At 67.0% G+C, this 22,559-nt stretch carries 18 protein-coding genes; 9 read left to right on the top strand and 9 right to left on the bottom strand.

Features of this window, described 5'->3' with window-relative positions:
* Positions 1-26 precede the first annotated feature (26 nt).
* Complete coding sequence (locus GM1_RS05235; protein WP_040519537.1) at positions 27-2,021, bottom strand: M13 family metallopeptidase; 1,995 nt, start codon at positions 2,019-2,021, stop codon at positions 27-29.
* A gap of 19 nt (positions 2,022-2,040) precedes the next feature.
* On the bottom strand, positions 2,041-2,766 hold the full coding sequence (locus GM1_RS05240; protein WP_008377115.1) for a pirin family protein: 726 nt from the start codon (positions 2,764-2,766) through the stop codon (positions 2,041-2,043).
* A 198-nt stretch (positions 2,767-2,964) separates the two neighbouring features.
* On the opposite strand from GM1_RS05240, the gene GM1_RS05245 reads away from it, so the two are divergent.
* On the top strand, positions 2,965-4,614 hold the full coding sequence (locus tag GM1_RS05245; RefSeq protein ID WP_040519539.1) for an NTF2-like N-terminal transpeptidase domain-containing protein: 1,650 nt from the start codon (positions 2,965-2,967) through the stop codon (positions 4,612-4,614).
* Between the two features lie 9 nt (positions 4,615-4,623).
* Here the strand turns inward: GM1_RS05245 and GM1_RS05250 are convergent, their stop codons facing one another.
* The 5 genes from GM1_RS05250 to trmB form a co-directional block, all read right to left on the bottom strand.
* Entirely contained in the window at positions 4,624-5,034 is a 411-nt protein-coding gene (locus GM1_RS05250) for a DUF3054 domain-containing protein (RefSeq protein ID WP_008377118.1), read from the bottom strand.
* A gap of 4 nt (positions 5,035-5,038) precedes the next feature.
* Positions 5,039-6,187, bottom strand: a complete 1,149-nt coding sequence (locus GM1_RS05255) for a lysylphosphatidylglycerol synthase transmembrane domain-containing protein (RefSeq protein WP_008377120.1) — start codon at positions 6,185-6,187, stop codon at positions 5,039-5,041.
* A gap of 27 nt (positions 6,188-6,214) precedes the next feature.
* Positions 6,215-9,241, bottom strand: a complete 3,027-nt coding sequence (locus GM1_RS05260) for an MMPL family transporter (protein ID WP_008377121.1) — start codon at positions 9,239-9,241, stop codon at positions 6,215-6,217.
* Positions 9,242-9,315: 74 nt separating this feature from the next.
* A complete protein-coding gene (locus GM1_RS05265) occupies positions 9,316-9,969 on the bottom strand; it encodes an NYN domain-containing protein (protein ID WP_008377123.1) in 654 nt (217 codons plus the stop codon).
* Positions 9,966-10,751, bottom strand: a complete 786-nt coding sequence (gene trmB, locus GM1_RS05270) for a tRNA (guanosine(46)-N7)-methyltransferase TrmB (RefSeq protein ID WP_040519540.1) — start codon at positions 10,749-10,751, stop codon at positions 9,966-9,968. Before trmB ends, GM1_RS05265 begins: the two co-directional genes overlap by 4 nt.
* A gap of 68 nt (positions 10,752-10,819) precedes the next feature.
* On the opposite strand from trmB, the gene GM1_RS05275 reads away from it, so the two are divergent.
* From GM1_RS05275 to GM1_RS05305, 7 genes are all read left to right on the top strand, one after another.
* Positions 10,820-11,482, top strand: coding sequence for a hypothetical protein (locus GM1_RS05275; protein ID WP_008377126.1), 663 nt, complete (start codon positions 10,820-10,822; stop codon positions 11,480-11,482).
* Entirely contained in the window at positions 11,479-12,555 is a 1,077-nt protein-coding gene (locus tag GM1_RS05280; protein ID WP_008377128.1) for a hypothetical protein, read from the top strand. The genes GM1_RS05275 and GM1_RS05280 overlap by 4 nt, the downstream gene beginning before the upstream one ends.
* A gap of 53 nt (positions 12,556-12,608) precedes the next feature.
* Positions 12,609-12,911 carry a DUF6802 family protein gene (locus tag GM1_RS05285; RefSeq protein WP_008377130.1) on the top strand — a complete coding sequence of 101 codons (303 nt, stop codon included), beginning with the start codon at positions 12,609-12,611 and terminating at the stop codon, positions 12,909-12,911.
* Between the two features lie 112 nt (positions 12,912-13,023).
* Positions 13,024-14,844: a phosphoenolpyruvate carboxykinase (GTP) gene (locus GM1_RS05290; RefSeq protein ID WP_008377131.1), complete on the top strand. Its 1,821-nt coding sequence runs from the start codon at positions 13,024-13,026 to the stop codon at positions 14,842-14,844.
* 224 nt (positions 14,845-15,068) lie between these two features.
* Positions 15,069-15,851: an ABC transporter ATP-binding protein gene (locus tag GM1_RS05295; RefSeq protein ID WP_052005325.1), complete on the top strand. Its 783-nt coding sequence runs from the start codon at positions 15,069-15,071 to the stop codon at positions 15,849-15,851.
* A gap of 14 nt (positions 15,852-15,865) precedes the next feature.
* Positions 15,866-18,415, top strand: coding sequence for an ABC transporter permease (locus GM1_RS05300; RefSeq protein ID WP_040519582.1), 2,550 nt, complete (start codon positions 15,866-15,868; stop codon positions 18,413-18,415).
* On the top strand, positions 18,412-18,903 hold the full coding sequence (locus GM1_RS05305) for a hypothetical protein (protein ID WP_008377136.1): 492 nt from the start codon (positions 18,412-18,414) through the stop codon (positions 18,901-18,903). Before GM1_RS05300 ends, GM1_RS05305 begins: the two co-directional genes overlap by 4 nt.
* Before the next feature lie 106 nt (positions 18,904-19,009).
* Here GM1_RS05305 and GM1_RS05310 read toward each other — a convergent pair whose 3' ends face one another.
* The gene (locus tag GM1_RS05310; RefSeq protein ID WP_008377138.1) at positions 19,010-19,756 is read right to left on the bottom strand and encodes a class I SAM-dependent methyltransferase; all 747 of its coding nucleotides are present in this window, start codon (positions 19,754-19,756) and stop codon (positions 19,010-19,012) included.
* A gap of 47 nt (positions 19,757-19,803) precedes the next feature.
* Between GM1_RS05310 and GM1_RS05315 the strand changes: the two genes are divergently transcribed.
* Positions 19,804-20,931: a glycosyltransferase family 4 protein gene (locus GM1_RS05315; RefSeq protein WP_008377140.1), complete on the top strand. Its 1,128-nt coding sequence runs from the start codon at positions 19,804-19,806 to the stop codon at positions 20,929-20,931.
* On the opposite strand, the gene GM1_RS05320 is transcribed toward GM1_RS05315, so the two are convergent.
* Positions 20,874-22,559: an MmpA family trehalose lipid delivery protein gene (locus GM1_RS05320; RefSeq protein ID WP_008377141.1), complete on the bottom strand. Its 1,686-nt coding sequence runs from the start codon at positions 22,557-22,559 to the stop codon at positions 20,874-20,876. The genes GM1_RS05315 and GM1_RS05320 overlap by 58 nt on opposite strands.

A 22,559-nucleotide genomic window follows, 5' to 3' on the forward strand; every position in this document is an offset into this window, starting at 1 on the left:
GGCGGAAACCAATCAGTGGTGAGGGATCACCAGATCCGGACGCGCTCATCCGGCTCGAGGTACAGCTTGTCGCCGGGAGCGACGTCGAATGCCGAGTAGAACGCGTCGACGTTCCGGACGACGCCGTTGCAGCGGAACTCCGGCGGCGAATGCGGGTCGATTGACAGGCGACGGATCGCCTCGGCGTCACGGGTCTTGGTGCGCCAGATCTGTGCCCAGCTGAAGAACACCCGCTGCTGCCCGGTGAGGCCGTCGATGACGACCGGCGCGTCGTCGCCCTCCGTCGCGATGGTGTACGCGACAAGCGCGATGGAGAGTCCTCCGAGGTCGCCGATGTTCTCGCCGAGGGTGAACTCGCCGTTGACCTTGTACTTCGGGTCGAGGCCGTCGGGCGTGAACTCGCTGTACTGGCTCGCCAACGCAGCGGTCCGCTTGGCGAACTCGGCGCGGTCGTCGTCGGTCCACCAGTCGACGAGGTTGCCGTCGCCGTCGTACTTCGCGCCCTGATCGTCGAAACCGTGGCCGATCTCGTGACCGATCACCGCGCCGATGCCTCCGTAGTTGGCCGCGTCGTCGGCCTCGGGGTCGAAGAACGGGGGCTGCAGGATGGCGGCCGGGAAGACGATCTCGTTCATGCCGGGGTTGTAGTAGGCGTTCACCGTCTGCGGTGTCATGAACCATTCGTCGCGGTCCACCGGCTTGCCGATCTTCGCGAGTTCGCGAGTGGTCTCGAACGACGCGGCGCGACGCGAGTTTCCGATCAGGTCGGTCCGGTCGGCGGTGAGTGCCGAGTAATCGATCCAGGCTGCCGGGTAGCCGATCTTGGGAGTGAAGCGATCGAGCTTGGCGAGGGCCTTCTCACGCGTCGCGGGTGTCATCCACTCGAGGTCGGTGATGTTGCGGCGGTACGCCTCGACGAGGTTCGCGATCAATTCGTCCATCCGCGCTTTCGCGGCGGGCGGGAAGTGCTTCGCCACGTAGAGCTCGCCGACGGCGAATCCTGCCGCGGACTCGACGAAGCCCACGCCTCGCTTCCAGCGGTCCCGAATCTCTTCGGCACCGGTCAGAGTGGTGCCGTAGAAGCGGAAGTTCTCATCGACGAACGCACTCGACAGCGACGGTGCGGCGGTGTGCAGCAGGTGCCACGTCAGCCACGCCTTCCAATCGTCGAGCGGGCGATCCGCGACGAGTGCGGCGGCGCCTTCGAGGAACGACGGTTGCGCGACGATGACCTCGGCGAACGTCTCGTCGTTCGGTGCCGCAAGTCCGTCGAGCCACGCCGCGACATCGAATCCGGTGGCTCCGTCGGTGAACTCGGCGAGGGTCCGCAGGTTGTACGACGCCTCCGCATCACGGCGTCGAACCACGTCCCAATGGTGGGAAGCGATCTGAGTCTCGAGATCGACGACCGTGGTGGCGGCCGCATCGGCGTCATCCACGCCTGCGAGGGCGAACATCGCGGCGACGTGCTCGCGGTACGCGGCGAGCGTCTCGGCGTGGTTCTCCTCGCGATAGTACGATTCGTCGGGCAGTCCGAGGCCGCGCTGCACCACGTGGACGAGGTACCGGTCGGACTGTCGGGCGTCGGTGTCGACGTACACGCCGAACAGGCCCCCGACGCCGACTCGCTCGAGTGCGCCGAGCGTGTGGGCGAGCTCTGATGTCGAGGAGATCGCGCGAACTGCGTTCAGATCCTCGGAGATGGCGTCGAGCCCGAGTTCTTCGATGCGGTCGACGTCCATGAACGAGGCGTACAGGTCGCCGATCAGGGTCGACGTCGGGCCGGCCGGCGTCTCCGCGCATTCCTCGACGATGGCGCGGACATCGGCCTCGGCGTTGTCGCGCAGCACGTGGAACGCGCCGTCGATACTTCGGTCGCCGGGGATCTCATGGGTGTCGAGCCATCGGCCGTTGACGTGAGCGAAGAGGTCGTCGGCGATCCGAACTGAATCGTCCACCCATTCCAGATCGAGTCCCGAAGTCAGGTCGGTGCCACTGCGTTCGATAGTCACGCACTCCATAGTGCATGAGCGGCCGCGACTATTCCCCGAGCCGCTTCGACATCGCCCAGATGAGGACCTCCGAATCCGTGTGCGCCGTGGCCACGGTCCCGCCGAAATCGGTGGCGCGCAGTGCGTCGGACGACATCAGAGTCTCGCCTTCGACGCTGATCGAACCGGCTGCGACGAACAGATGCGTGAACCGGCCCGCGGGGACTGTGATGCTCTGGCCTGCGTTGAGCCGGGCCGCGTAGAGGGTTGCACCCGAATTGTTGATACGGATCGCCGAGTCGTGTGACGGAACGCCAGAAGCGACGGGAACCAGTGCCCCCGGCGCCAGGTCGGCGCCGATGTCGAGCTGGTCGTAGCCGGGATCGAGCCCGTGCTCGTCGGGTGCGACCCACATCTGGACGAGGTGCACGGGTTCGTCACCGGTCTCGGCGTGGTCGTTGCGCTCGGAGTGCAGGATGCCGGTGCCCGCGCTCATCCGCTGTGCGAGGCCCGGATGGATCACTCCGGTGTGTCCCTCAGAGTCCTGGTGGACGACGGAACCGGACAACACCCACGTGATGATCTCGGTCTCGGCGTGCGGGTGCGTGTCGAAGCCTTCGCCTGGAGCGATGACGTCCTCGTTGTGCACCATCAGCACGCCGTGGTGGGTGTTCGAGGGGTCGTAGTGGTCGCCGAAAGAGAAGCTGTGCGACGACGTCAACCAGTCCGTCGTCGTCGCTGCACGATCGGACGCACGCAGAATCGTCGGAGCCATGTCGCAATTATGGTCGCTCGGCGGACGGGTCGAGAACGGGTGTGGCGATGAACTGCGGGAACTGTTCGAATTCGGTACAGCGGAGTCTGTGCGTGAGAGGCTCGCCGACCAGCGCTGATGCGGAATCGTGACCGCATTGATCCTCGAATGTGAGGCTGTGACTGGTGAAACGCATGTGAAACGAGTGAAAATTGATGCATGGCGTGGAGGGGAACAAGAACAGTGAGCGCGGCGGCTGCTGTCGTCGTGGCGGTGGGGGTCGTGTCTGCCTGTGGTTCGGAGGAGACCACCGACGCGGGACGCGTGGCAGGGGAGTTCGCCGATGCCGTCGAACGGCTCGACGTCCAGGCGGCGTCGACGTTCACCAGCGCACCGGCGCAAGCATCCGAAGCGCTCGCCGCGACCATTTCGGGAATGGACCCGCAGTCGGTGAGCACGTCGGTCGACAGTCCGGTCGAGTACAGCGACGGCACTGCGTCGTTCACCATGAAGACCACGTGGCGCTGGCAGGACGAGAGCTCATACGCCACCACGACATCGGGTACGGTCCGCAAACTGTCGAGCGGTTGGAAGGTCCAGTGGGATCCGAACCTCCTGTTCCAAGGACTGCCCGCAGGCGCGCGACTTCAGCGCATCCGCACCGACGCCAAACCCGCGCCGACGGTGGACAGCCGGACCGGCAAGCCGTTCATGCAGATGGAACCCGTCAACGAGATCACGTTCGATCCGTCCGCGGCGGGCAAGAAGGTCGACGCCGCGATCTCCGCGCTGTCGGCGTCGATCCGGCCGATCGCGCCGCTCATCACCGCCCGGACCATTCGAGACGAGGTGGATCGGGCGCAAGGGCAGCCGATCATCGCCGTAACCCTCCGGGACGAGGACATGAAGGTGCTCGCGTCCGATCCGGAACGCATCACCGGCGTGACCGTCCGCCGCACCGGTCGCCTCGTCATGAACGACCGTCGCCTCGAGAGCCCGCTCGAGGTCGGCCTCACCAACTACTGGAACGCGATCCGTGACGCCACCGCGGGTTGGCAGGTGCAGCTCGCGGCGCCGGGCGCGAAACCGCGGCGCCTCGCCGGCCAACAGGGCCCTCCCGGCAAGGACGTCGCCACGTCCATTGATCAGAACCAACAGCTTGTACTCGGCGATTCCGTCGTCGACGTCGCACAACCGGCGACCATGATGGTCTTCGACTCGATGTCGGGCGGCATTCTGGCCATGGCTCAGAACGACGCCGCCGCGGCGTCACGTGTCGAGGCCGGGCTCGGGTACGCCACGGGCAGCACCTTGAAGCCCGTCTTCGACGCGATCACCCGCGCCGTCCCCGGAGCGCAGGACGACACGCGCGAGGCGAACGACGTTCTTCATCACCTCGGGCTCGGAGTCACGTTTGTCGCGCCGGGTGTGAGCCTGCCGCGTCAGGTGTCGCCGACGGTGTCGACCGCACGGTTCTCCCCGAACGACTTCACCGCGTCGATCCTGAACATGGGTGCGCTCGGTGTCGCTCTCGCCCGAGCCGACGCGGGGAAGGACAAGGCGGTGCCGCCGTTCGTCATCAAGGGTGCGACCACCAAGGTGAGCACCGGCGACCTCGGAACCCTCGACCGTGGAGTCGCGAAAGACGTGCTCGCGCAGATGTCGACGATCGCGCGCAAGGGAGACGCGAGCGACATCACTGGCGCACCGGGACTGCGCGCCCTTGTCGGGACCAACGGGCCCAAGGGGCCGGGCTGGTTCGTCGGACTGCAAGGCGGCAAGGTGATCGTCGTGTACTGCGAGGGCGACAAGTCCGGAACCGCAGCCCTCCAGGTGGCGCAGAAGTACTTCCGCGTGTCGAAGAGCTGACCTGGACTGTCAGCGACTGCGGCGGGCTTCGGAGAAGGCGGTCAAGGCGCGCCAGCCGATGAGCAGGACGCCCGTCGCGATCGTCGCGACGATGATGAACGAGACCGCGGTGCCCTGTCCGGACACCACACGGAGAATCATGCCGGCGATCACCGTCGACACCCAGATCACCACGCCGCTCGGCACGATCCGCGACGGTAGGAACACGTCGGAGCGCGTGAGCGCGTATGCGACCGCCCAGCCGATCGCCGCGCCGATGAGGAACGGCCACAACGTGGTGAGGAATCCTGTCACCGATCCCGCCTCATTGTGGCTGCGACGTCCGATGGCGACGAACACGACCAATGCGATCAGGTCGCATGATCCGGCGACGACGAGTGGACCGACAAGACCGCGAGACGGTGAAGCAGACGAGGACATGCCACTACGGTAGCGAGCCGCCCCGTTGCTCTTCGTCGCGGCCGTCTTCGGGGAGGTCAGAATTCTGGGCTGCATGTTCCCGGTCCTGCTCGAGCTCGCGGTCCAGGGAGTCGCCCGACTTGAACCTGCCGCGGTAGCGGACGCCGATGACTATCCATCCGATGACCGATACCAAGACATAGCTGATCATGCGGTAGATCAGGACCGCGGTCAACGCGTCAGCCGCTGTCATGCCCGCAGACGTGAGAGCTGGAATCAACATGACGTCGACGACGCCGAGTCCGCCAGGCAGAAGTGGTACGGCGGTGCCGACGGCCTTGCCCGCTGCGTAGGCCACCATCAGGCCGGCAATGGACGGATGCGATCCAACTGCCCAGCATGCAAAAGCGAGACATGCGACGTCTGCCACCCAGTTGAAGAAGCTCCAGCCGAACGCGACGGCGCCGTCGCGGCGATTGAGATGCACTGCCTGCAACTGCTCGAGAGTCAGTTTCAGTCGAGCGGTTCCGTGATCTGCGGGCTTCTCACGGATGTTGTTGATCCAGCCGAGTACGCGCAGCCCGATCGTCTCGAGAGACTGCGGATGGCTCGCCAGGTACTGGGCACCGACCATGAATGCAAGGAAACCCGCGACGCTGAAGATCACCGAGAACGGGCTGGTCTTTGCGCCGGCGAGAAGGGCGCCGCCGAGGCCGAGAATCGCCAGACCGGCACCTGCGAGGAGGCCGGACATGACCAACTGCCAGGAGGCGACGACTGGAGTCGCGCCCCACTTGCGGCTCTCCCGGTAAATGAAGGCGGGGGAGAGGACCTGTCCGCCGGGCATCGTCTGCGATACCGAGTTGGACGCGAGGATCACCGCAAGCGACTCACGTTGCTTCACACGAACGCCGGCCGACCGCATCAGGACCCGTTGTACGTGCGCGTAACTGTCCATCGACAGGATTGCGGCGATGATGCACGCGACAACCCATTCCCACTCGAGTTCACCGATCCGCGCCCACGTGTCCTTCAGCTTCGGCCAGATCAGGTATCCCTCGGTGCCGAGGATCACGATCACCACGACGATCAGTCCCCACCGAAGCCAGCGACGCCACGGCCGACGCTTTCCCGACGTAGCGTCGGGGGCGTCGGCCGTGGCGTCGTCAGACATGGAGTCCAGCCTAGGGCATGGGTCCTGTCAGTCCTGGTCCGACTGACGAGCGCGGCTTCGCCTCAGCAGTTCCTGGACGCTGATCTGGTTCCCTTCGTCACCGCGGTCGGGCCGCAGTTCCCGCGCCGCACGTGTCGCCGTCTGGTCCTCGACCGGCGGTGCCGGCCTCGGCGTGGGTGCCGGTGTCGGGCGCTGTTCGGGCGGGGCCTGCTGAGGTGTCGGTCGCTGCGGCGGAGCGGGCCGCGGGGCCTGCGCCGGACGCTGTGCCGGAGTCGGTCCCGACGGGGGCCGCGACGGTGCCTGCGGCCGTTGCTGCGGCGGCTGAACGGGCTGCTGAGGCGGCGGACCGGCGGGACGACGGACCTGCGTCTGTGCCTGCGGCTGCGGACGGGGCGTCTGGGTCTTGGTCACGGTCACCGGAGGTTGAGGCGCCGACTCGGGTCCGTTCGCGGGACGTGGAGCCGGAGGCTTGGGTCGCAGGTCACGCGACGCCTGTCGGACGCCTCCCGCGCCCAGACGCCACGAGCCGGTGTCCGGACCGCTGCTCTTGCGTGCGGGCTCGACGGGGGCCTTCGGTGCGTCGTCGATCAGTTCGTCGAGAGTGCTCTCGACACCCGCCGGTTCGTCCGCCGTCCGGCTGCGCGGACTTCTCGCCTCGCTCGTGTCGTCCGACGGTGCGCGGTCGACACTGATGCTCTTCATCGTTGTGGTCGGAGCCTCGGCCGCGGCCACAACGCCGCCCGAGCTGACAGCGGCCACCGCGTAACGCGTGTGCTCCTTCTCATCCGGCTCGTCGGTCAGGATCGTCTCGCCGAGACCGATCTTCTGCTGAAGGCGCTGCATCCAGCGCGGCGACCACCAGCAGTCGTCGCCGAGCAGTTTCATCACGGACGGGACCAGCAGCATGCGGATGACGGTCGCGTCGAGGACCAGCGCCGCGATCATGCCGTACGCGATGTACTTCATCATCACGATGTCCGACAGGCCGAACGCGCCGGTCACCACCACCAGGATCGCGGCGGCGGCGGTGATGATGCCGCCCGTGTGCGCGGTACCGGTGCGGATCGCCTCGGTGGTGGACGCGCCGTTGTGTCTGGCCTCCACCATGCGAGACAACAGGAATATCTCGTAGTCGGTCGAGAGGCCGTAGATGATCGCGATGATCAACACCAGGATCGCGGCGAACAGCGGTCCCGGAGTGAAGTTGGCGATCGACGAGCCGTTGCCGTCGATGAAGATCCAGGTCAGGATGCCGAGTGTCGACCCGAGGCCGAGCGCGGTCATCAGCGCCGCCTTGATCGGCAGGATGATCGAACCGAACGCCAGGAACATCAGCAGACCGGTCACCGACACCAACAGGATCGCCATGTAGGGCAGCAACGCCATCAGCGAGTCGATCGAGTCCTGTGTCAGGGCAGGCGTGCCGGCGACGTAGACCTGGAGACCACGGTGGTCGATGGCCCGCAGCTCCTTGATCGACTCCGCTGCGGTGTCCCGATTGACCAGACCCGCCGACATCTGAAGAACACCCTGGCCGGTCTCGTCGTCGCCGAGGACGCCTTCCTGGGCTCCGCCTGCGGCTTCCGTGGAGAACTTCTTGGTGAATCCGGGGATCTTGTTGGCGTCGTCGGCGATCGCCTGCAGACTGCCTCCAACCTCTTCGTTGTTCGGGTCGTAGACGACGATCAGTTTGAGTTCTTCGGTGCGTTCGGTCGGGAACAGCTTGTCGAAATGCTCCTGAGCGACGCGGTTCGAGTTGTCCGGGGGGAGCAACTTCTCGCTGAGACCGCCGAATGCGATGTTGCCGAACGGGATGATCAGCGCGAGAAGCAGCAGCACGGTCGGGATCGCCGTCTTCAGCGGATGCTTCATCACCCAGGTCGCGAGCTTGCCCCAGAAGCCGGCTTCGACTTCCTCGCGGGTCTTGGTGCGCTTGAGGAACGGGACGCTCAGGGCGTCGATGCGACGTCCGAGGATTGCCAGAATCGCGGGCAGGACGGTCACCGACAGGATGGCCGCCAGCCCGACCGACGCGATCGCGCCGTAGGCGACCGACTTCAGGAACGCCTGCGGGAACATCAGCAGGCAGGCGAGTGCTGCGACGATGATCGTTGCTGAGAACACGATCGTCTGGCCCGCGGTCATCACCGACCGTCTGACTGCAGCCTTGACCGTGTACCCCTCGGCGATCTCTTCGCGGAATCGACTGACCATGAACAGGCCGTAGTCGATGGCGATGCCGAGGCCGATGAGCGTGATCACCGATTGAGCGAAGATGTTGAGTTCGGTGGCCTGCGCGATGAGCTTGGTGATGCCGAGTGAGCCGGCGATTGTCAGTCCGCCGATGAAGACCGGCAGGACCGCGGCGACCACACCGCCGAACACGAACAGCAGCATGATCGCGACGACCGGCAGCGCGATGATCTCGGCGCGTTTGATGTCGGCGTCCATGCCCGCGCTCATCGCGCCGGCGATGGGCTGAAGGCCTGCGAGTTCGAACTGGGTGCCGGGAAGGTCGTAGCGTTCGGCGAGGCCGTCGAAGAACGGCTCGATCTCCTTGTAGTTGTTCAGAATCGTCGTGTCGTCGTTGCCTGCGACACCGATCGAGACGAACCCGTGCTTACGGTCGGCGGTCCACATCCGCTCGCGTTTGATGTCCGCGGCGGCCTGATCGGCCGAGTTGTTGATCTTGTCGAACGGGCTGATCAGGCCGGCGTGGCCCTCATCGACCTCGCGACTCACCACGTTCGGGTGCTGCGCGACCAGATCGTCGACGATCTTCTGCATGGACGTGTTGAACGACTCGTCGTCGACAAGCGTCCCGTCGGGCGGGCTGACGAGCAGGATCACGTCGGATTTGTGATCTCGCCCCAATGCGGTGTCCGCGACGACGGAGCCTTTGACCGACTCCGAGTTGGGGTCGAACCAGCCGCTCTGCGACAAGTGCTTCGGCAAGTCCATGCCGTAGAGTCCGAGGCCGCCCATCAATGCGATGAGCACAGCGATGACGGTGTAGCGCATTCGGTACACGAATGAGCCGATCGATCCGAACACGCCGACTTCCTTCCTTGTCGCGGACACTCGAAATTCCGATTGTCGCAGGGTCGCCTGAGAAAATGCGGTAACTGCTACTTGAGCAAGGAACTGAGCGGACGGAACGGCGTGAGCCATGCACCGTCGTCGGGCAGCGAGTCGAGGCTGATGCGCGGCAGTGGCTCCCGGAACACTCCGGGAATCTCCTCCAGGTCGACGAACTCCAGTTCATCGGCGGTGAGCGCCCAACTCGCGTGTTCACGGAAACCGACAACTGTGACCGGCACGCCCTCGGCAGCGAGTTCGAGCAGCGGCTCCCGGAACGCCTGCCCGTCGGCAGAGGCGATGATCACCCCGGCCAGGCCCGGTGTGTGCCTTCTCACCTGCAGGTGATCGAGCATGTCGTCGTCGACGTCGCTGTCTTCGGTCAGCTTCGGCTTCGCGAAGACGGCGTAGCCGACGTTCCGGAGAGCCTCGACCCACGGGCGCACCACATCGGCGCTTCCGGGGGCGATGTTCGTGAAGACCGTCGCCTCGGGTTCCACGTCCGAGCGGGTCGCGGCGCCGATCGCCGACGTGCGCTGCAGCATCCATCGGCCGAGCGCGTCGAACCGGGGACGGTGAGCCGCCGTCGGACGTCCGCCGAGCAGGCTGCCCAGACCCATGTCCATGTTGGGCGCGTCCCAGATGAGCAGGACGCGTTTCACGTCGCTCGTCCCGTTGATCGCATCGGCCTCGGGGTCGGTCATGCCTGATCCTCCTGGTTTCGATCGGTCTGCCGCGGGAACGGCTTGACGTAGACGAACTCGTTGACGTCACGGCCCTCCACCTGGGCTCGCCCTTCGAACTTAGTCGTCGGACGCTCCAGAAGGATCGGAGAATCGAAGGTCAACGGCACGACATGCGCGCGATCTGGCCGCTGGGTGGCCAGGAGTTCCGCGATCCACAGTGCGTAATCGGCGTGATCGGTCGCGATGTGCAGCACGCCGCCCGGCTTGAGCCGGTCTGCGATCAGCTCAATGGTTCCCGACTGCAGAAAACGCCGCTTGTGGTGGCGAGTCTTCGGCCACGGGTCCGGGAAGAACACTCGAACACCGGTCAGGCTGTTCGGTGCGACGAGTTCACTGAAGACGACCGTCGCGTCGCCGCGGATCATCCGGACGTTCGTCAAGCCGCCGCGGTCGACGAGGCCGACCAACTGCGCGAGACCCGGCTGGTACACCTCGACCGCGACGACGTCGCTGTCGGGCTCCTCGGCGGCCATCGCGGCCGTCGAGATGCCCGTACCGCTGCCGACCTCGATGATCAGCGGCGCGTCGCGTCCGAACCACTCCTCGCGGTTCAACGGGGGCTCATCTGCGGCATTGTCGCCGGTCAGGAGGTCGCGGCCAAGTGTGGGCCACAGTGTCTCCCAGTTGTGCTTCTGACCGGTGGTCAGTGCGCCACGGCGGAAACGGAAGCTCGTCACGCGCGGGTAGAGGCGAGAGTTGTCCTGGTTCTCGTCGTTGTTCACCTCTATATGGTGTCGCATTCGAAAGCGCTGCAGGTAACCGACACCGCAGGTAGCGTCGAATTCGACCTTGGGGGAGGTGGTCTGCGGTGACCGTGGACGATGCAGTCGCACGAGCGTTGACGCGCCGGAACGCGCCGCTGTCAGTGGCGGTCGGCGGACACGGACGGACGGGGAGGAGCACACTGGCCGCGGCGATCCGCGCTCGATTCCGACTGCCCACAGTTGTGGCCGACGACGAAGGTCCACCGCCTGATGTCGACCTGACAATCCGAGTGATCGGAGCTCAGCCCCGCCGGTGTGACGTCGCCGCGGTCGCCTCCGGCGGCGCGATGATCGTCGTCGCGGGCAAAGCGGACCTGCGCGGCGACCCGCGCGCGCTGGCCGACATCGCCGCCCAGACACTCGGCGTGCCTGTGCTTCCGGTGTCGGGCCTGCTCGCCTCGGTGACCGTCGTTCCGGGCGACATGGCACTCCTCCGATCCGATCCGGTCGATCCCGACGTACTGCGGCGGTTCGGCGTCGAAGGCGTAGCCCGGGCACGCGAGCTCGGTGTGGTTCCCGCGGAGGTCTTGACAGCCCGGCTGAGAGAGGTCAGCGGGATCGACGCGGTCGCCGCCGCGATCAGGTCGATGTCGACGGACATCGCTGCAGGTCGTGACCGCCGGATGCGTGCCGAACTGCGCTTGGCGGCAGCTCGAGCCGTCGATCGGGAGCTGGTCGAATCGGCGCTCGCGGGAGTCGCGTCGTGACCGGGGTGCTGATTCTCGCACTGGCCGGCGCCGAACCCGATCGTCTCGCGGACCTGCTGCGGAAGTCGGGTGTCGAGGTCGCGACGGAGGGCTACGGTGCTGCGATCGTCGCCGTCGACCTGTCGTCTGACATCGGTTTCGAGGAGCGCGCGATGCTCGATCGCCTGGCGAGTGAAGCCGTGCCGACGGCTCTCGTCGCGGGAGGTGTCCAGCGGCATCCCGACTGGCCGGAAGCGATGGCGCGCGCCCGTGAGGAACTCGATCCCGAGCGACACCTCGCGGTGTTCGCAGTGGCTACCGACGACGGCGGTGGAGTCGAGGCGCTCGTCGCCTGGTGCATGCAGCCGGACACTGGGCCGCCGGTCCGGCGACCGGACACCCCGACTCCCGTCGTCCGACTCGATGGGTCCGCGCGGCGATCCTCCGGGCCGCCGCGGGCGGACCGCCTGGCAGGCCTGCGTGCGGGTGTGGCCGCGGCGCGGACTGAGACGGTCACCGCGGCTCGTGAGTCGGTGCAGGCGCTCGCGGTGGCCGCCGATCGTGCATGCGGAACTCTCGGACGGCGGGACGCTGCGGCGTACACGGCCTGGCTCACCGATTCGATCAGCACCGTCGAGCTCTCCGCCGAAGCCGAGCTCGACGATCGCCTCCATCAAGTACGGAGAGTCGCGACGATCGGGCTGACCGGTGTGGATGCGGGGCAGATGGCGTCAGAGCCGGCGCTGCGTCCGCCTCCGCCGCCGCTTCACCGGACAGCGGGAGGTGAGGACGCCGTCGTCCTCCTGCTCGGCGTGAGCGCGGGCTTCGGCATCGGGCGGATGCTCGTCGCCCCGATCGTCGACGGCTGGTTTCTCGGTGGGCTCGTCACCGCTGCGGTCGGGCTCGCGATCGCCGCATGGATCGTCGGAGTCCGGCGCACAGCGGCGGTGCGGGCTGCTCTTCGACGCTGGACCGCCGATACCGTCGGCTTGTCGAGGACTGCCCTCGAACATCGCCTCGTGGCCCGGGTCGGGACTGTCGAAGCGCATGTCAGCCGCGAGATATGGAACCGAATGCCGTCCCGGCGCGTCTAACCTTAAGAGGAGAGATGTGAAGCGGGTCGAGGGGAACGGCTGGGAGGGTGCGGATGGAGGACTGGTTCGTCTCCGACTCCGGCGACGCCCCCGTGGGCCCCGCCGATTCGCTCTGGACCTACGAGGACGGCTCCCTGTGGGACCTCGGCCCGGCGGACTTCGACGCGGACGGTGACGGGACGCCGGAGTCGCGCGCAAGCGAACTCGACGGCGACCAGGTCCTGTTGTCCGACACCGACGGTGACGGGCGGGTCGATCGTGTCACGACGCTGCACACGGACGGCACGGTCGACGTGGCTGACGTGACCGCGGAGCGTCTCCCATGGAGTCCTACGTCACTCGGTCGGTTGGAGTGACGAATTCCTCGCTGTACCGACTGCCGGATGTCCGTTAGGGGCGCGTACCCTGTGTACAACTGCGCCCGGTGAGCAACGGTGCGCAGGCATCGCCGTTACCAAGGAGCTCCGCATGACCGCTGCGACCATTCCCGGCCTCGAACCCGGGAACGCCCCGACCAATCACCCCGGGCTGCTCGCCTGGGTCGCCGAAGTCGCCGAACTGACGCAGCCGGATCGGGTCGTCTGGTCGGACGGCAGCGACGAGGAGTGGGACCGACTCACCGCACAGCTGGTCGAGGCCGGCACCATGGTGAAGCTGAACGACGAGAAGAAGCCGAACTCGTTCCTGGCTCTCTCCGACCCCGCCGACGTCGCCCGCGTCGAATCGCGCACCTTCATCTGCTCCAAGACAGAAGAAGCCGCCGGGCCCACCAACAACTGGGTGGACCCGGACGAGATGCGCGCCACCATGACGGATCTGTACCGCGGCTCGATGCGTGGGCGCACCATGTTCGTGGTGCCTTTCTGCATGGGCCCGCTCGGCTCCGACGACCCGAAGCTCGGTGTTGAGCTGACCGACTCCGAGTACGTCGTCCTGTCGATGCGCATCATGACTCGCGTCGGCCCCGAGGTCCTCAAGACCCTCGGCGACGACGGCTTCTTCGTGAAGGCGCTCCACTCGGTCGGCGCGCCCCTCGAGCCGGGACAGGCCGATGTGCCCTGGCCGTGCAACCCTGAGAAGTACATCGTCCAGTTCCCCGAAGACCGTGTCATCTGGTCGTACGGTTCGGGCTACGGCGGCAACGCGCTCCTCGGCAAGAAGTGCTACGCACTGCGCATCGCGTCGGCGATGGCCCACGACGAGGGTTGGCTGGCCGAGCACATGCTCATCCTCAAGCTCATCTCGCCCGAAGACAAGGTGTACTACGTCGCCGCCGCGTTCCCGTCGGCCTGCGGCAAGACCAACCTCGCGATGATCCTGCCGACCCTCCCGGGCTGGCGCGCCGAGACCGTCGGCGACGACATCGCCTGGATGCGCTTCGGCAAGGACGGCCGCCTCTACGCGGTGAACCCCGAATTCGGCTTTTTCGGTGTCGCCCCCGGAACCGGCATGGACTCGAACCCGACCGCCATGGAGACCATCGAGGTCGGCAACACGCTCTACACGAACGTGGCCCGCACCGACGACAACGACGTCTGGTGGGAGGGCATCGGCGATGCCCCCGATCACCTCATCGACTGGCGTGGCAACGACTGGACGCCGGACTCCGCAGACAAGGCCGCACACCCGAACTCGCGCTACTGCACGCCGATGTCGCAGTGCCCGACCCTCGCCCCCGAGTGGGACGACCCGCAGGGCGTGCCGATCTCGGCGATCCTGTTCGGCGGACGCCGCAAGACCACCGTTCCGCTGGTCACCGAGGCTCGTGACTGGGAGCACGCCGTGTTCATGGGCGCGACCGTCGGCTCTGAGCAGACCGCTGCCGCTGAAGGCAAGGTCGGCTCCACCCGCCGCGACCCGATGGCGATGCTGCCGTTCCTCGGCTACCACGTCGGCGACTACTTCGAGCACTGGCTGAACATCGGTCGCACCGAGGGCGCTCAGATGCCGCACGTGTTCTACGTCAACTGGTTCCGTCGTGGCGAAGACGGCCGCTTCCTGTGGCCCGGATTCGGCGAGAACAGCCGCGTCCTCAAGTGGATGGTCGACCGCATCGAGGGCAACGTCGAAGGCGTCGACACCCCGATCGGCATCGTCGCCAAGCCCGAGGAACTGGACCTGACCGGCCTGGACGTCTCGGAAGCCGATGTCGCCGAGGCTCTCGCGGTGAACGTCGACGAATGGCGCAACGAGATCCCGAGCATCGAGGAGTGGTTCGACTTCGTCGGCGACAAGCTCCCCGCAGAGCTCACCGCTCAGCTCGACGTCCTCCGCGGACGTCTCGGCTGACGCGAGTAACGCTGTAACCAGAAGACCTTTCGACTCGCAAGCTCGCTCAAGGAGCAGGTAAGCCGCCCGCTCCACGGAGCCCACGTGCTTTCTTGAGCGGTGCGAGCTCTCCGCCTGCTCCTTGAGCGAGCGGAGCGAGTCGAAAGGTCTTCTGTCTTTCTCCGGGACGACGTCAGGGTCAATCCTGATAGCGCGGGCCCGAGATGTTTGGAAACCTGTTCGGTATGACACACGCAGCCTCAGACAAGGCCCAGCAGGTCGCCGCACGCGCCGACGGGTTGACGAAGACATACGGGTCGGGTGACACCGTCGTGCACGCTCTGCGCGGCGTGTCCATCGGCTTCCAGACAGGGCAGTTCACGGCCATCATGGGACCGTCGGGTTCGGGGAAGTCGACCCTGATGCACTGCCTGGCTGGGCTCGACACCGCGTCGGAAGGCAGCGTCCGGATCGGCGACGTGGAACTCGCGGGCCTGAACGACAAAGAGATGACCAAACTGCGACGTGACCGCATCGGGTTCGTGTTCCAGGCGTTCAACCTGGTTCCCACCCTGACCGCGGAGGAGAACATCACGCTCCCGCAGGGCATCGCAGGCCGCAAGGTCGACGAGGACTGGTTCTCGACGGTCGTCGACCGACTCGGCATTCGGGACCGCCTCGCGCATCGACCGAGCGAACTGTCCGGCGGTCAGCAGCAGCGTGTGGCGTGCGCACGTGCACTCGTGGGACGGCCCGACATCATCTTCGGCGACGAGCCGACCGGCAACCTCGACTCGCGGTCGTCTGGTGAGGTCCTCGACATCCTGCGTGCGGCCACCGACGAGTTCGGGCAGACAGTCGTCATCGTCACGCACGACCCGCGGGCCGCGGCCTACGCGGACCGCGTGGTGTTCCTCGCCGACGGCCAGTTCGTGCAGGAGCTGTTCTCGCCGTCCGCCGACGACGTCTTCGAAGTGATGAAGAACCTCGATGGTGCGGGCGGCTCTACCAGCGCGGGAGCGCAGTGATCATGGGATCGGTGATGCGCAAGGTCTCCACCCGGAGTCTCGCCTCCCACAAGCTGCGTCTGGTCCTCACCGTGTTCTCGGTGGTCCTGGGAACCAGCTTCGTCGCCGCGGCAGTCATCTTCACCTCGACCGTCTCCAACGCGTTCAACGCCATCTTCGACAACGTCGCGCAGGGCGTGTCGGTCGAGGTCACGGCTGCCGAATCCGATGCGCCCGGCGTCCCGGTCGAGCTCGTCGAGAAGCTCCGCGACTCCAAGAACGAGCTCGGCATCGATCGGCTCGTCGAGAACTTCGGCGGCCCCGTGACCGTCGCCGACTCCAGTGGCAAGGCCATTCAGACGGGTGGAGCTCCGAGCGTCGCGTCCGCGTTCATCCCCGAAGGGGAGGGCATCGGCGATCCGATGACCCTCGTCGACGGCCGGGCGCCGGCGTCGGAGAACGAGATCACCATCAATCGGGACGCGGCCGACAAGGCCGGCCTGCACGTCGGATCGACGACCAAGGTGGTCCTCGGCACCGGAGTGTCCGACCCGATCGACGTGACGATCGTCGGACTCACCGATCTGCCGACGTCGACCGGCGGCTACGTCGGCATCCAGTTCGACCAGCAGACGGCCGAAGACTACTTCTCCGACGGCGACTACATCGGCGTCGTCGACATGACCGCAGTTCCCGGGGTGTCCGACTCGGAACTCCGCGACCGGGTCCACACCGCACTCGGCGACGCGAAGACCGTGGACGAGCTGTACAAGGTCCGTACCGGTGACCAGGTCCGGGCGGATCAGAAAGCTGAGATCAGCGAGTTCCTGACGATCTTCCGCTACATCCTCCTCGCCTTCGCAGGCATCGGACTTCTCGTCGGCACGTTCATCATCTACAACACCTTCTCGATGATCGTCGCGCAGCGGAACCGCGAACTCGCACTGCTCCGCGCGATCGGCGCCAGCCGCAAGGACGTGTCGCGTTCCGTTCTCACCGAAGCGCTGCTCGTCGGCGTGCTCGGCGGCGCCATCGGCCTCGGTCTCGGTGCGGCCATCGCGGCAGGCATGCTCGCCTTCACGAAGTCGCAGGGGTTGCCGTCCAACGGCATCGAAGTGGGACTGTCGGCGATCGCCTCCGCGGTGTTCGTCGGAATCATCGTCACGATGCTGAGTGCGTGGATTCCGGCTCGTCGCGCGTCGCGAATCCCACCGGTCGAAGCGATGCGTGAGAGCACTGTCGAACCGGGCGCGGGTTCGCTCCGCAAGCGCACCCTCATCGGGGCCGTCCTCGGTGTCCTCGCTGTCGCGGCACTGGTCGTCGGTGGTCTCGGTGAAGGGTCCGGACCCGCACTGATCGTCGCGGTGGGCGCTGTTCTGGCGATCGTCGCCGTCGTGCTCGCCGCGCCCGCACTGTCGCAGCCGTTCGTGGGCGCCCTCGGCGGGGTGTTCCAGAAGCCGTTCGGGACTGTCGGGCGGCTCGCCCGCACCAATGCCGTCCGCAACCCGCGGCGCAGTGCGGCGACGGCGTTCGCGCTCACTCTCGGGCTCATGCTCGTTGTTGTGATCGGCACGCTCGGATCGTCGTTCAAGGGCACGATCAACTCGGCCGTCGACAAGGGTGTGAAGGCAGACTTCATCATCACCGGCACCAACGGCGGGCAGATGCCGCTCGGCTTGGCCGACGCAGTCCGCAAGGCCCCCGATGCGCAGACCGTGGTCAGTCAGGCGATCGCGATCGCCAAGCTCGACGGCAAGAACCTGTGGATGACGGCGCCTCTCGGCGGCAAGCTGTCCGACGTCGCCGTCGTCACGCCGGTCGAGGGTGTGGTGGACGTTCCCGCCGACGGTATGGCCGTCGACCAGCCCACCGCGAGCGAACAGGGGTGGAAGATCGGCGACGACGTGAAGCTCACGTCCCTGACCGGCACCGATGTGACCGTTCCGATCGTCGGGATCTACGAACCTTCCGAGATCGCTGGACCTCGCCTCATCGGGCAGAACGTATACGACAAGCTGGTCCCCAGTGAGGCCATGCGTGTTGTGCAGCCCATCTGGGTCAAGGGAAAGCCCGGCGTCGACGCCGACACACTCCGCAGCCAACTGGAAGACGTGACGGCGCCGTACCTGATCGCCCAGATCCAGGACCGCGAGCAGTTCAAGAACGCGATCTCGTCGCAGATCGATCAGATGATGATCACGCTGTACGCCCTCCTCGGTCTGTCTCTGGTGATCGCCGTCCTCGGCATCATCAACACGCTCGCCCTGTCGGTCGTCGAACGCAAACGTGAGATCGGCATGCTCCGCGCCGTCGGTATGGCCCGGGCACAGGTGCGTCGGTCGATCTACCTCGAGTCCACGTATATCGCGGTGTTCGGTGCGCTCCTCGGCGCCGTCCTCGGTCTCGCCATCGGAGTGCCGCTGGTCCGGACCCTTGCGTACTGGGGCCTCGAAGGTGTGGTCATACCGTGGTCGCTCATCGGCGGGACCCTGGTCGGAGCGGCGGTCGTCGGTGTGGTCGCAGCGTTGTGGCCTGCCGTGACCGCGGCCCGGACCAGACCGTTGGAGGCTATCGTCGAAGGATGAGCACTGGGAAGAACACCGGCCGGACAGTTGTCCTGTCCCTCGTGGTGGCGCTCTCCCTCGTGGTTCTGATCGTCGTGGCGGTACTGGTGTTCGGTGGCGGATCGTCGCCGGACAACGGTGCCGCCACGACGACTGTCGCGCCCTCGTCCACCACGTCGTCGACGACTGAGTCGTCGTCCACCACCACGTCGACGCCGACGAGCACTCACACCCGGCCCACCGGCGAACCGGGCACCGTCACCTACCAGCTCACCGGCAGCGGTGACGTCGTCGGAGTGTCGTACCGCAGCGGTTCCACGATGCGGGTCGTCGCGATCACCGGGACCCCGTGGCAGCAGAAGACGACCGTCACTGACCGTCGTGCGCGGCTCACCGGCATCGTGATCCGCGGTCCGATCACCTGCACGATCATGCAGGGTGAGGAACTCCTGTCGTCGTCCACGTCGTCGGGCGGGCCCATCTCCTGCGGCGCGACGCTCCCGAGGTGACGTGCCGACGCTTCGACTCGCTTCGCTCGCTCAACGAGCAGGAAGGTGCCCAACGCGCAGGAGGGAGTCCCCACTGCTCGTTGAGCGAGCGAAGCGAGTCGAAGCGTCAGTGCCGGTGAAGCACGAGGACAAGATTCGTGGCGGCGAACTCGCGTAGTCCGGGGACCGTCACCACAGGCCACGCCCAACGTGGGAGATAGCGCGGGAACGCCGCCTGGAGGGTGGCGTCGGGGGTCTCTCGAGCCCATCGGAGGCCCGCTGCGGCGGTGATCGGGAAGAGCGACTCCCCGAACAGATTCTTCGGCGGGTGTCCGTGCCGCTTCGTGTACCAGCGCGCGGCCCGATGACCGCCGGCGTAGTGCGTCAAACCCATCTCGTGGCCGCCGAACGGTCCCCACCACAGGGTGTAGCTCAGCACCACCGTGCCTCCAGGTCGGGTCACTCGGACCATCTCGTCGGCCATCTCCCACGGCGTCGCGGTGTGCTCGGCGACGTTCGACGAATAGCAGACGTCCACGCTGCCGCTCCGGAACGGAAGATGCTGGCCCTGCGCGCGGACCGCGGTCCGGTGGTCCATTCCGGCGGCGTGCATCTCACCCGCATCCGGCTCGACCGACAGGTAATCGGCGCCGCGGGCGGTGAACGCGTCGGCGAAGAAGCCGGGACCGCCGCCGACGTCGAGCACCGCAGCACCGTCCAGCGATGTGCTGTGCAGGTCGGCGATCATCGTCGCGGTGTCGTCGGCGAGTGCGCTGTAGAAGCGGTCCGGGTCGGGTTGCTCATAGCCGAACTCCCGGAACAGTCGTCGCGAGCGGGCCAGGGTGGCTCGGCGAGCGAAGCTGGACGCGGTCATCGGCCCAGCGTAGGGGATGTGCCCTGACGTCGCATATCCTGGATCGAGTGAATCCCCCGGTCGACGTCCTGCTCCTCTGCTGGCGCGACACCGGGCACCCGCAGGGCGGCGGCAGCGAGCGTTACCTGGAGCGGGTCGGGGCAGAACTGGCCCGCCGAGGATCCCGCGTCACCCTCGTCACCGCCGGCTATCCGGGCGCTCCTCGTCGGCAGATGTCCGACGGGATGCGGGTGCTGCGTGGCGGCGGTCGTCTGACGGTGTACCTACGGACGGCGTTGACACTCGGCGCGGCACGTGTCGGACGCGGACGTCTTGCGGGCTATCGGCCGGACGTTGTCGTCGACACGCAGAACGGTGTCCCCTTCTTCGCATCAGCCGTCACCGGATCGCCGACAGTCGTTCTTGTCCATCACTGCCACCGAGAGCAGTGGCCGGTCGCCGGTCCGGTGCTGTCGCGGATCGGCTGGTTCGTGGAGTCGCGGCTGTCGCCTCGGGTGCACCGCCGCAACCGCTATGTGACGGTGTCCGAGCCGTCAGCCGCCGAACTCGTCGACCTCGGCGTGGACCGTGACCGCATCACCGTGGTCCGCAACGGCGTGGATCCGGTGCCGTCCGGAGTGCCTGCGCGTGTGGATCGTGCCCGACGCAGGCTGATCGTCGTCTCCAGGTTGGTCCCGCACAAGCAGGTGGAGGACGCACTGATCGCGGTCGCACGCCTCCGCGACCGTGGGGTCGACGCGCACCTCGATGTGGTCGGCGGCGGATGGTGGGCCGACGAGCTGCGGAGTGCGGCCACCGGACTGGGCATCAACGACCGCGTCGTCTTCCACGGTCACGTCGACGACGTCCGCAAGCACGAACTCCTCGCCGCCGCCGACCTCCACCTGATGCCGTCGAGAAAGGAAGGCTGGGGCCTCGCGGTGATAGAGGCCGCCCAACACGGCGTCCCGACCGTCGGATATCGAAGTTCGGCGGGCCTGACCGACTCGGTCGTCGACGAGGTGACCGGAGTGCTCGTCGACGGCGTCGACGAACTCGTCGACACCGTGGCTGCGCTGGTGGACGACCCGCAGCGACTGGCGACGCTGGGTGACGCCGCGCGACTGCGGTCGCAGAACTACTCGTGGTCGCTCGCAGCCGACGGTTTCGCCGACGTCTTCCGCAGTCTGCGCTGAACGACCTCGACCAGACTCACCACGGCTCCGACGATCAGAGCCGCGAACCACGTCGCTGTCGCCGTGATCGCCGCGGTCCACGCGGCCGCGCTCGGAGCAGGCGCGGGGACGGCATCGGGGATCCGGAACAGTCGGAGATGTTCGCCGTGAAACATCTCGTCGGATGGTGAGAGCCCCGGCGGTGGTGCGGACTCCTCGACGATCACCCACCCGACCCCGAGTGCGGCGAGTCGCGCAGTGTCCCCTGCGGTGAGTGAGGCGATGACGTCGGCGTCTCGTCCGGTCGGCGCGTCGAAGGTGTCCCCGTCGACGACGAGTCCGGCGCCGGAGACGATCGGTGCGTCGACCATCCGGGGGAGCGGACTCAGTGACGGACCGTTCGTCCAGGTCAGAGTTCTGACGGTGGCTGTCGGCCAGAGGGCCACCGTGCGGTCGTCGGAGCCGATCGTCGCGGTCACAGTCGCATACTCGGCCGGAATCGCGACGGGGCGGATCGCGCCGCCCACTCCCCACGCGAGGTCCGGCAGCGGAGCGATCACAAGCAGCGCGACCGCGGACACGGCGAACCCGGCTGGGATCAGCCGTCGAAGGCGGGCGACCGCCGCGGCTACCGCGATCGCCACGAACGGAACCGCGAGCGCGAGGTACTTCTGGGTGTCGCGCAGCAGTCCGGTGCCAGGAATGTGTGCAAGGGCGGCGTCCATGAGGTCGACGCCCGGACCGGTCGCCGCGAGTGACACGAGGACAACGGTCGCCGCCGCGAGCATCGCGAGGGCGCGGACGACTGGATCCGTCCGACGCCGCAGCAGTTCCGCACAACCCACGATGACAACACCCAGGAAGGCAGCGGTGGCGACCGCGGCCCACCAGGACGTCCGGCTGACAGGCACGGCGTCGGCGTTCCAGATGCCGCCCAATCCCAACGCCGTGCCGAATGATCCGAGCCCGGGTTCGGCCCGCACCGCGAAGGCACCCGCGCCGCCCGAACTGGCCGACGCCGACGAGACGACGGCACCGACAAGCCACGGCGAGGCCGTGACCAGCCAACCCGCGAGGAGAAGGGCCGCCGTGCGGCGGGGGAGCCGGACCGCGACCATGACGACAACGGCGACGATCAGGGCGAGGACGGAGCCGGTCGGGGTGAACCCCGCGATGGCGAAGAGAGCGATGCACTTCGACAACCCTCGGCGACCGGGGCTGGACGCACAGGACAGCACGGCGAGAACTGTCGGGGCCAGCGCGGCGTAACCGATCAGCAGGCTCCACTGGCCTTGGAGGAGACGTTCGGCGACGAACGGGTTCCAGATCGCCACGACCGCGGCGGCCGCCGAGCCCGCGGCTCCGGCGGACGGCACGAGTCGTCGCGCGAGTCTTCCGTAGCCGACGCCGGCGCCGAACAATGCTGCGGCGGTGAGCAAGGCGACCAGCCAGCCGCCGTCGACCACACGAGACGTGACACCGAGGACAGCGTCCTGCGGAACCGCCCGCGGGGCGGAGCCGTCGATGCCGAACGCGGACGGGGTCAGCGCGAACCGCGGAACCGCGACCGCGTCACGGTAGATCAGATGCCCGCCGAGGAACGGCGCGCAGATCAGTGCCGTGAGCAGGCCGCTGACCGCGAAGAGCAC

Origin of the sequence: Gordonia malaquae NBRC 108250, from assembly GCF_000344135.1 — a bacterium.
Lineage (GTDB): Bacteria > Actinomycetota > Actinomycetes > Mycobacteriales > Mycobacteriaceae > Gordonia > Gordonia malaquae.

Bases quoted from the DNA above. Each gene is read 5' to 3' on its own strand.
- GM1_RS05235 (WP_040519537.1), bottom strand. From the start codon at position 2,021: ATGGAGTGCGTGACTATCGAACGCAGTGGCACCGACCTGACTTCGGGA.
- GM1_RS05240 (WP_008377115.1), bottom strand. From the start codon at position 2,766: ATGGCTCCGACGATTCTGCGTGCGTCCGATCGTGCAGCGACGACGACG.
- GM1_RS05245 (WP_040519539.1), top strand. From the start codon at position 2,965: ATGGCGTGGAGGGGAACAAGAACAGTGAGCGCGGCGGCTGCTGTCGTC.
- GM1_RS05250 (WP_008377118.1), bottom strand. From the start codon at position 5,034: ATGTCCTCGTCTGCTTCACCGTCTCGCGGTCTTGTCGGTCCACTCGTC.
- GM1_RS05255 (WP_008377120.1), bottom strand. From the start codon at position 6,187: ATGTCTGACGACGCCACGGCCGACGCCCCCGACGCTACGTCGGGAAAG.
- GM1_RS05265 (WP_008377123.1), bottom strand. From the start codon at position 9,969: ATGACCGACCCCGAGGCCGATGCGATCAACGGGACGAGCGACGTGAAA.
- trmB (WP_040519540.1), bottom strand. From the start codon at position 10,751: ATGCGACACCATATAGAGGTGAACAACGACGAGAACCAGGACAACTCT.
- GM1_RS05285 (WP_008377130.1), top strand. From the start codon at position 12,609: ATGGAGGACTGGTTCGTCTCCGACTCCGGCGACGCCCCCGTGGGCCCC.
- GM1_RS05290 (WP_008377131.1), top strand. From the start codon at position 13,024: ATGACCGCTGCGACCATTCCCGGCCTCGAACCCGGGAACGCCCCGACC.
- GM1_RS05295 (WP_052005325.1), top strand. From the start codon at position 15,069: ATGACACACGCAGCCTCAGACAAGGCCCAGCAGGTCGCCGCACGCGCC.
- GM1_RS05300 (WP_040519582.1), top strand. From the start codon at position 15,866: ATGCGCAAGGTCTCCACCCGGAGTCTCGCCTCCCACAAGCTGCGTCTG.
- GM1_RS05305 (WP_008377136.1), top strand. From the start codon at position 18,412: ATGAGCACTGGGAAGAACACCGGCCGGACAGTTGTCCTGTCCCTCGTG.
- GM1_RS05310 (WP_008377138.1), bottom strand. From the start codon at position 19,756: ATGACCGCGTCCAGCTTCGCTCGCCGAGCCACCCTGGCCCGCTCGCGA.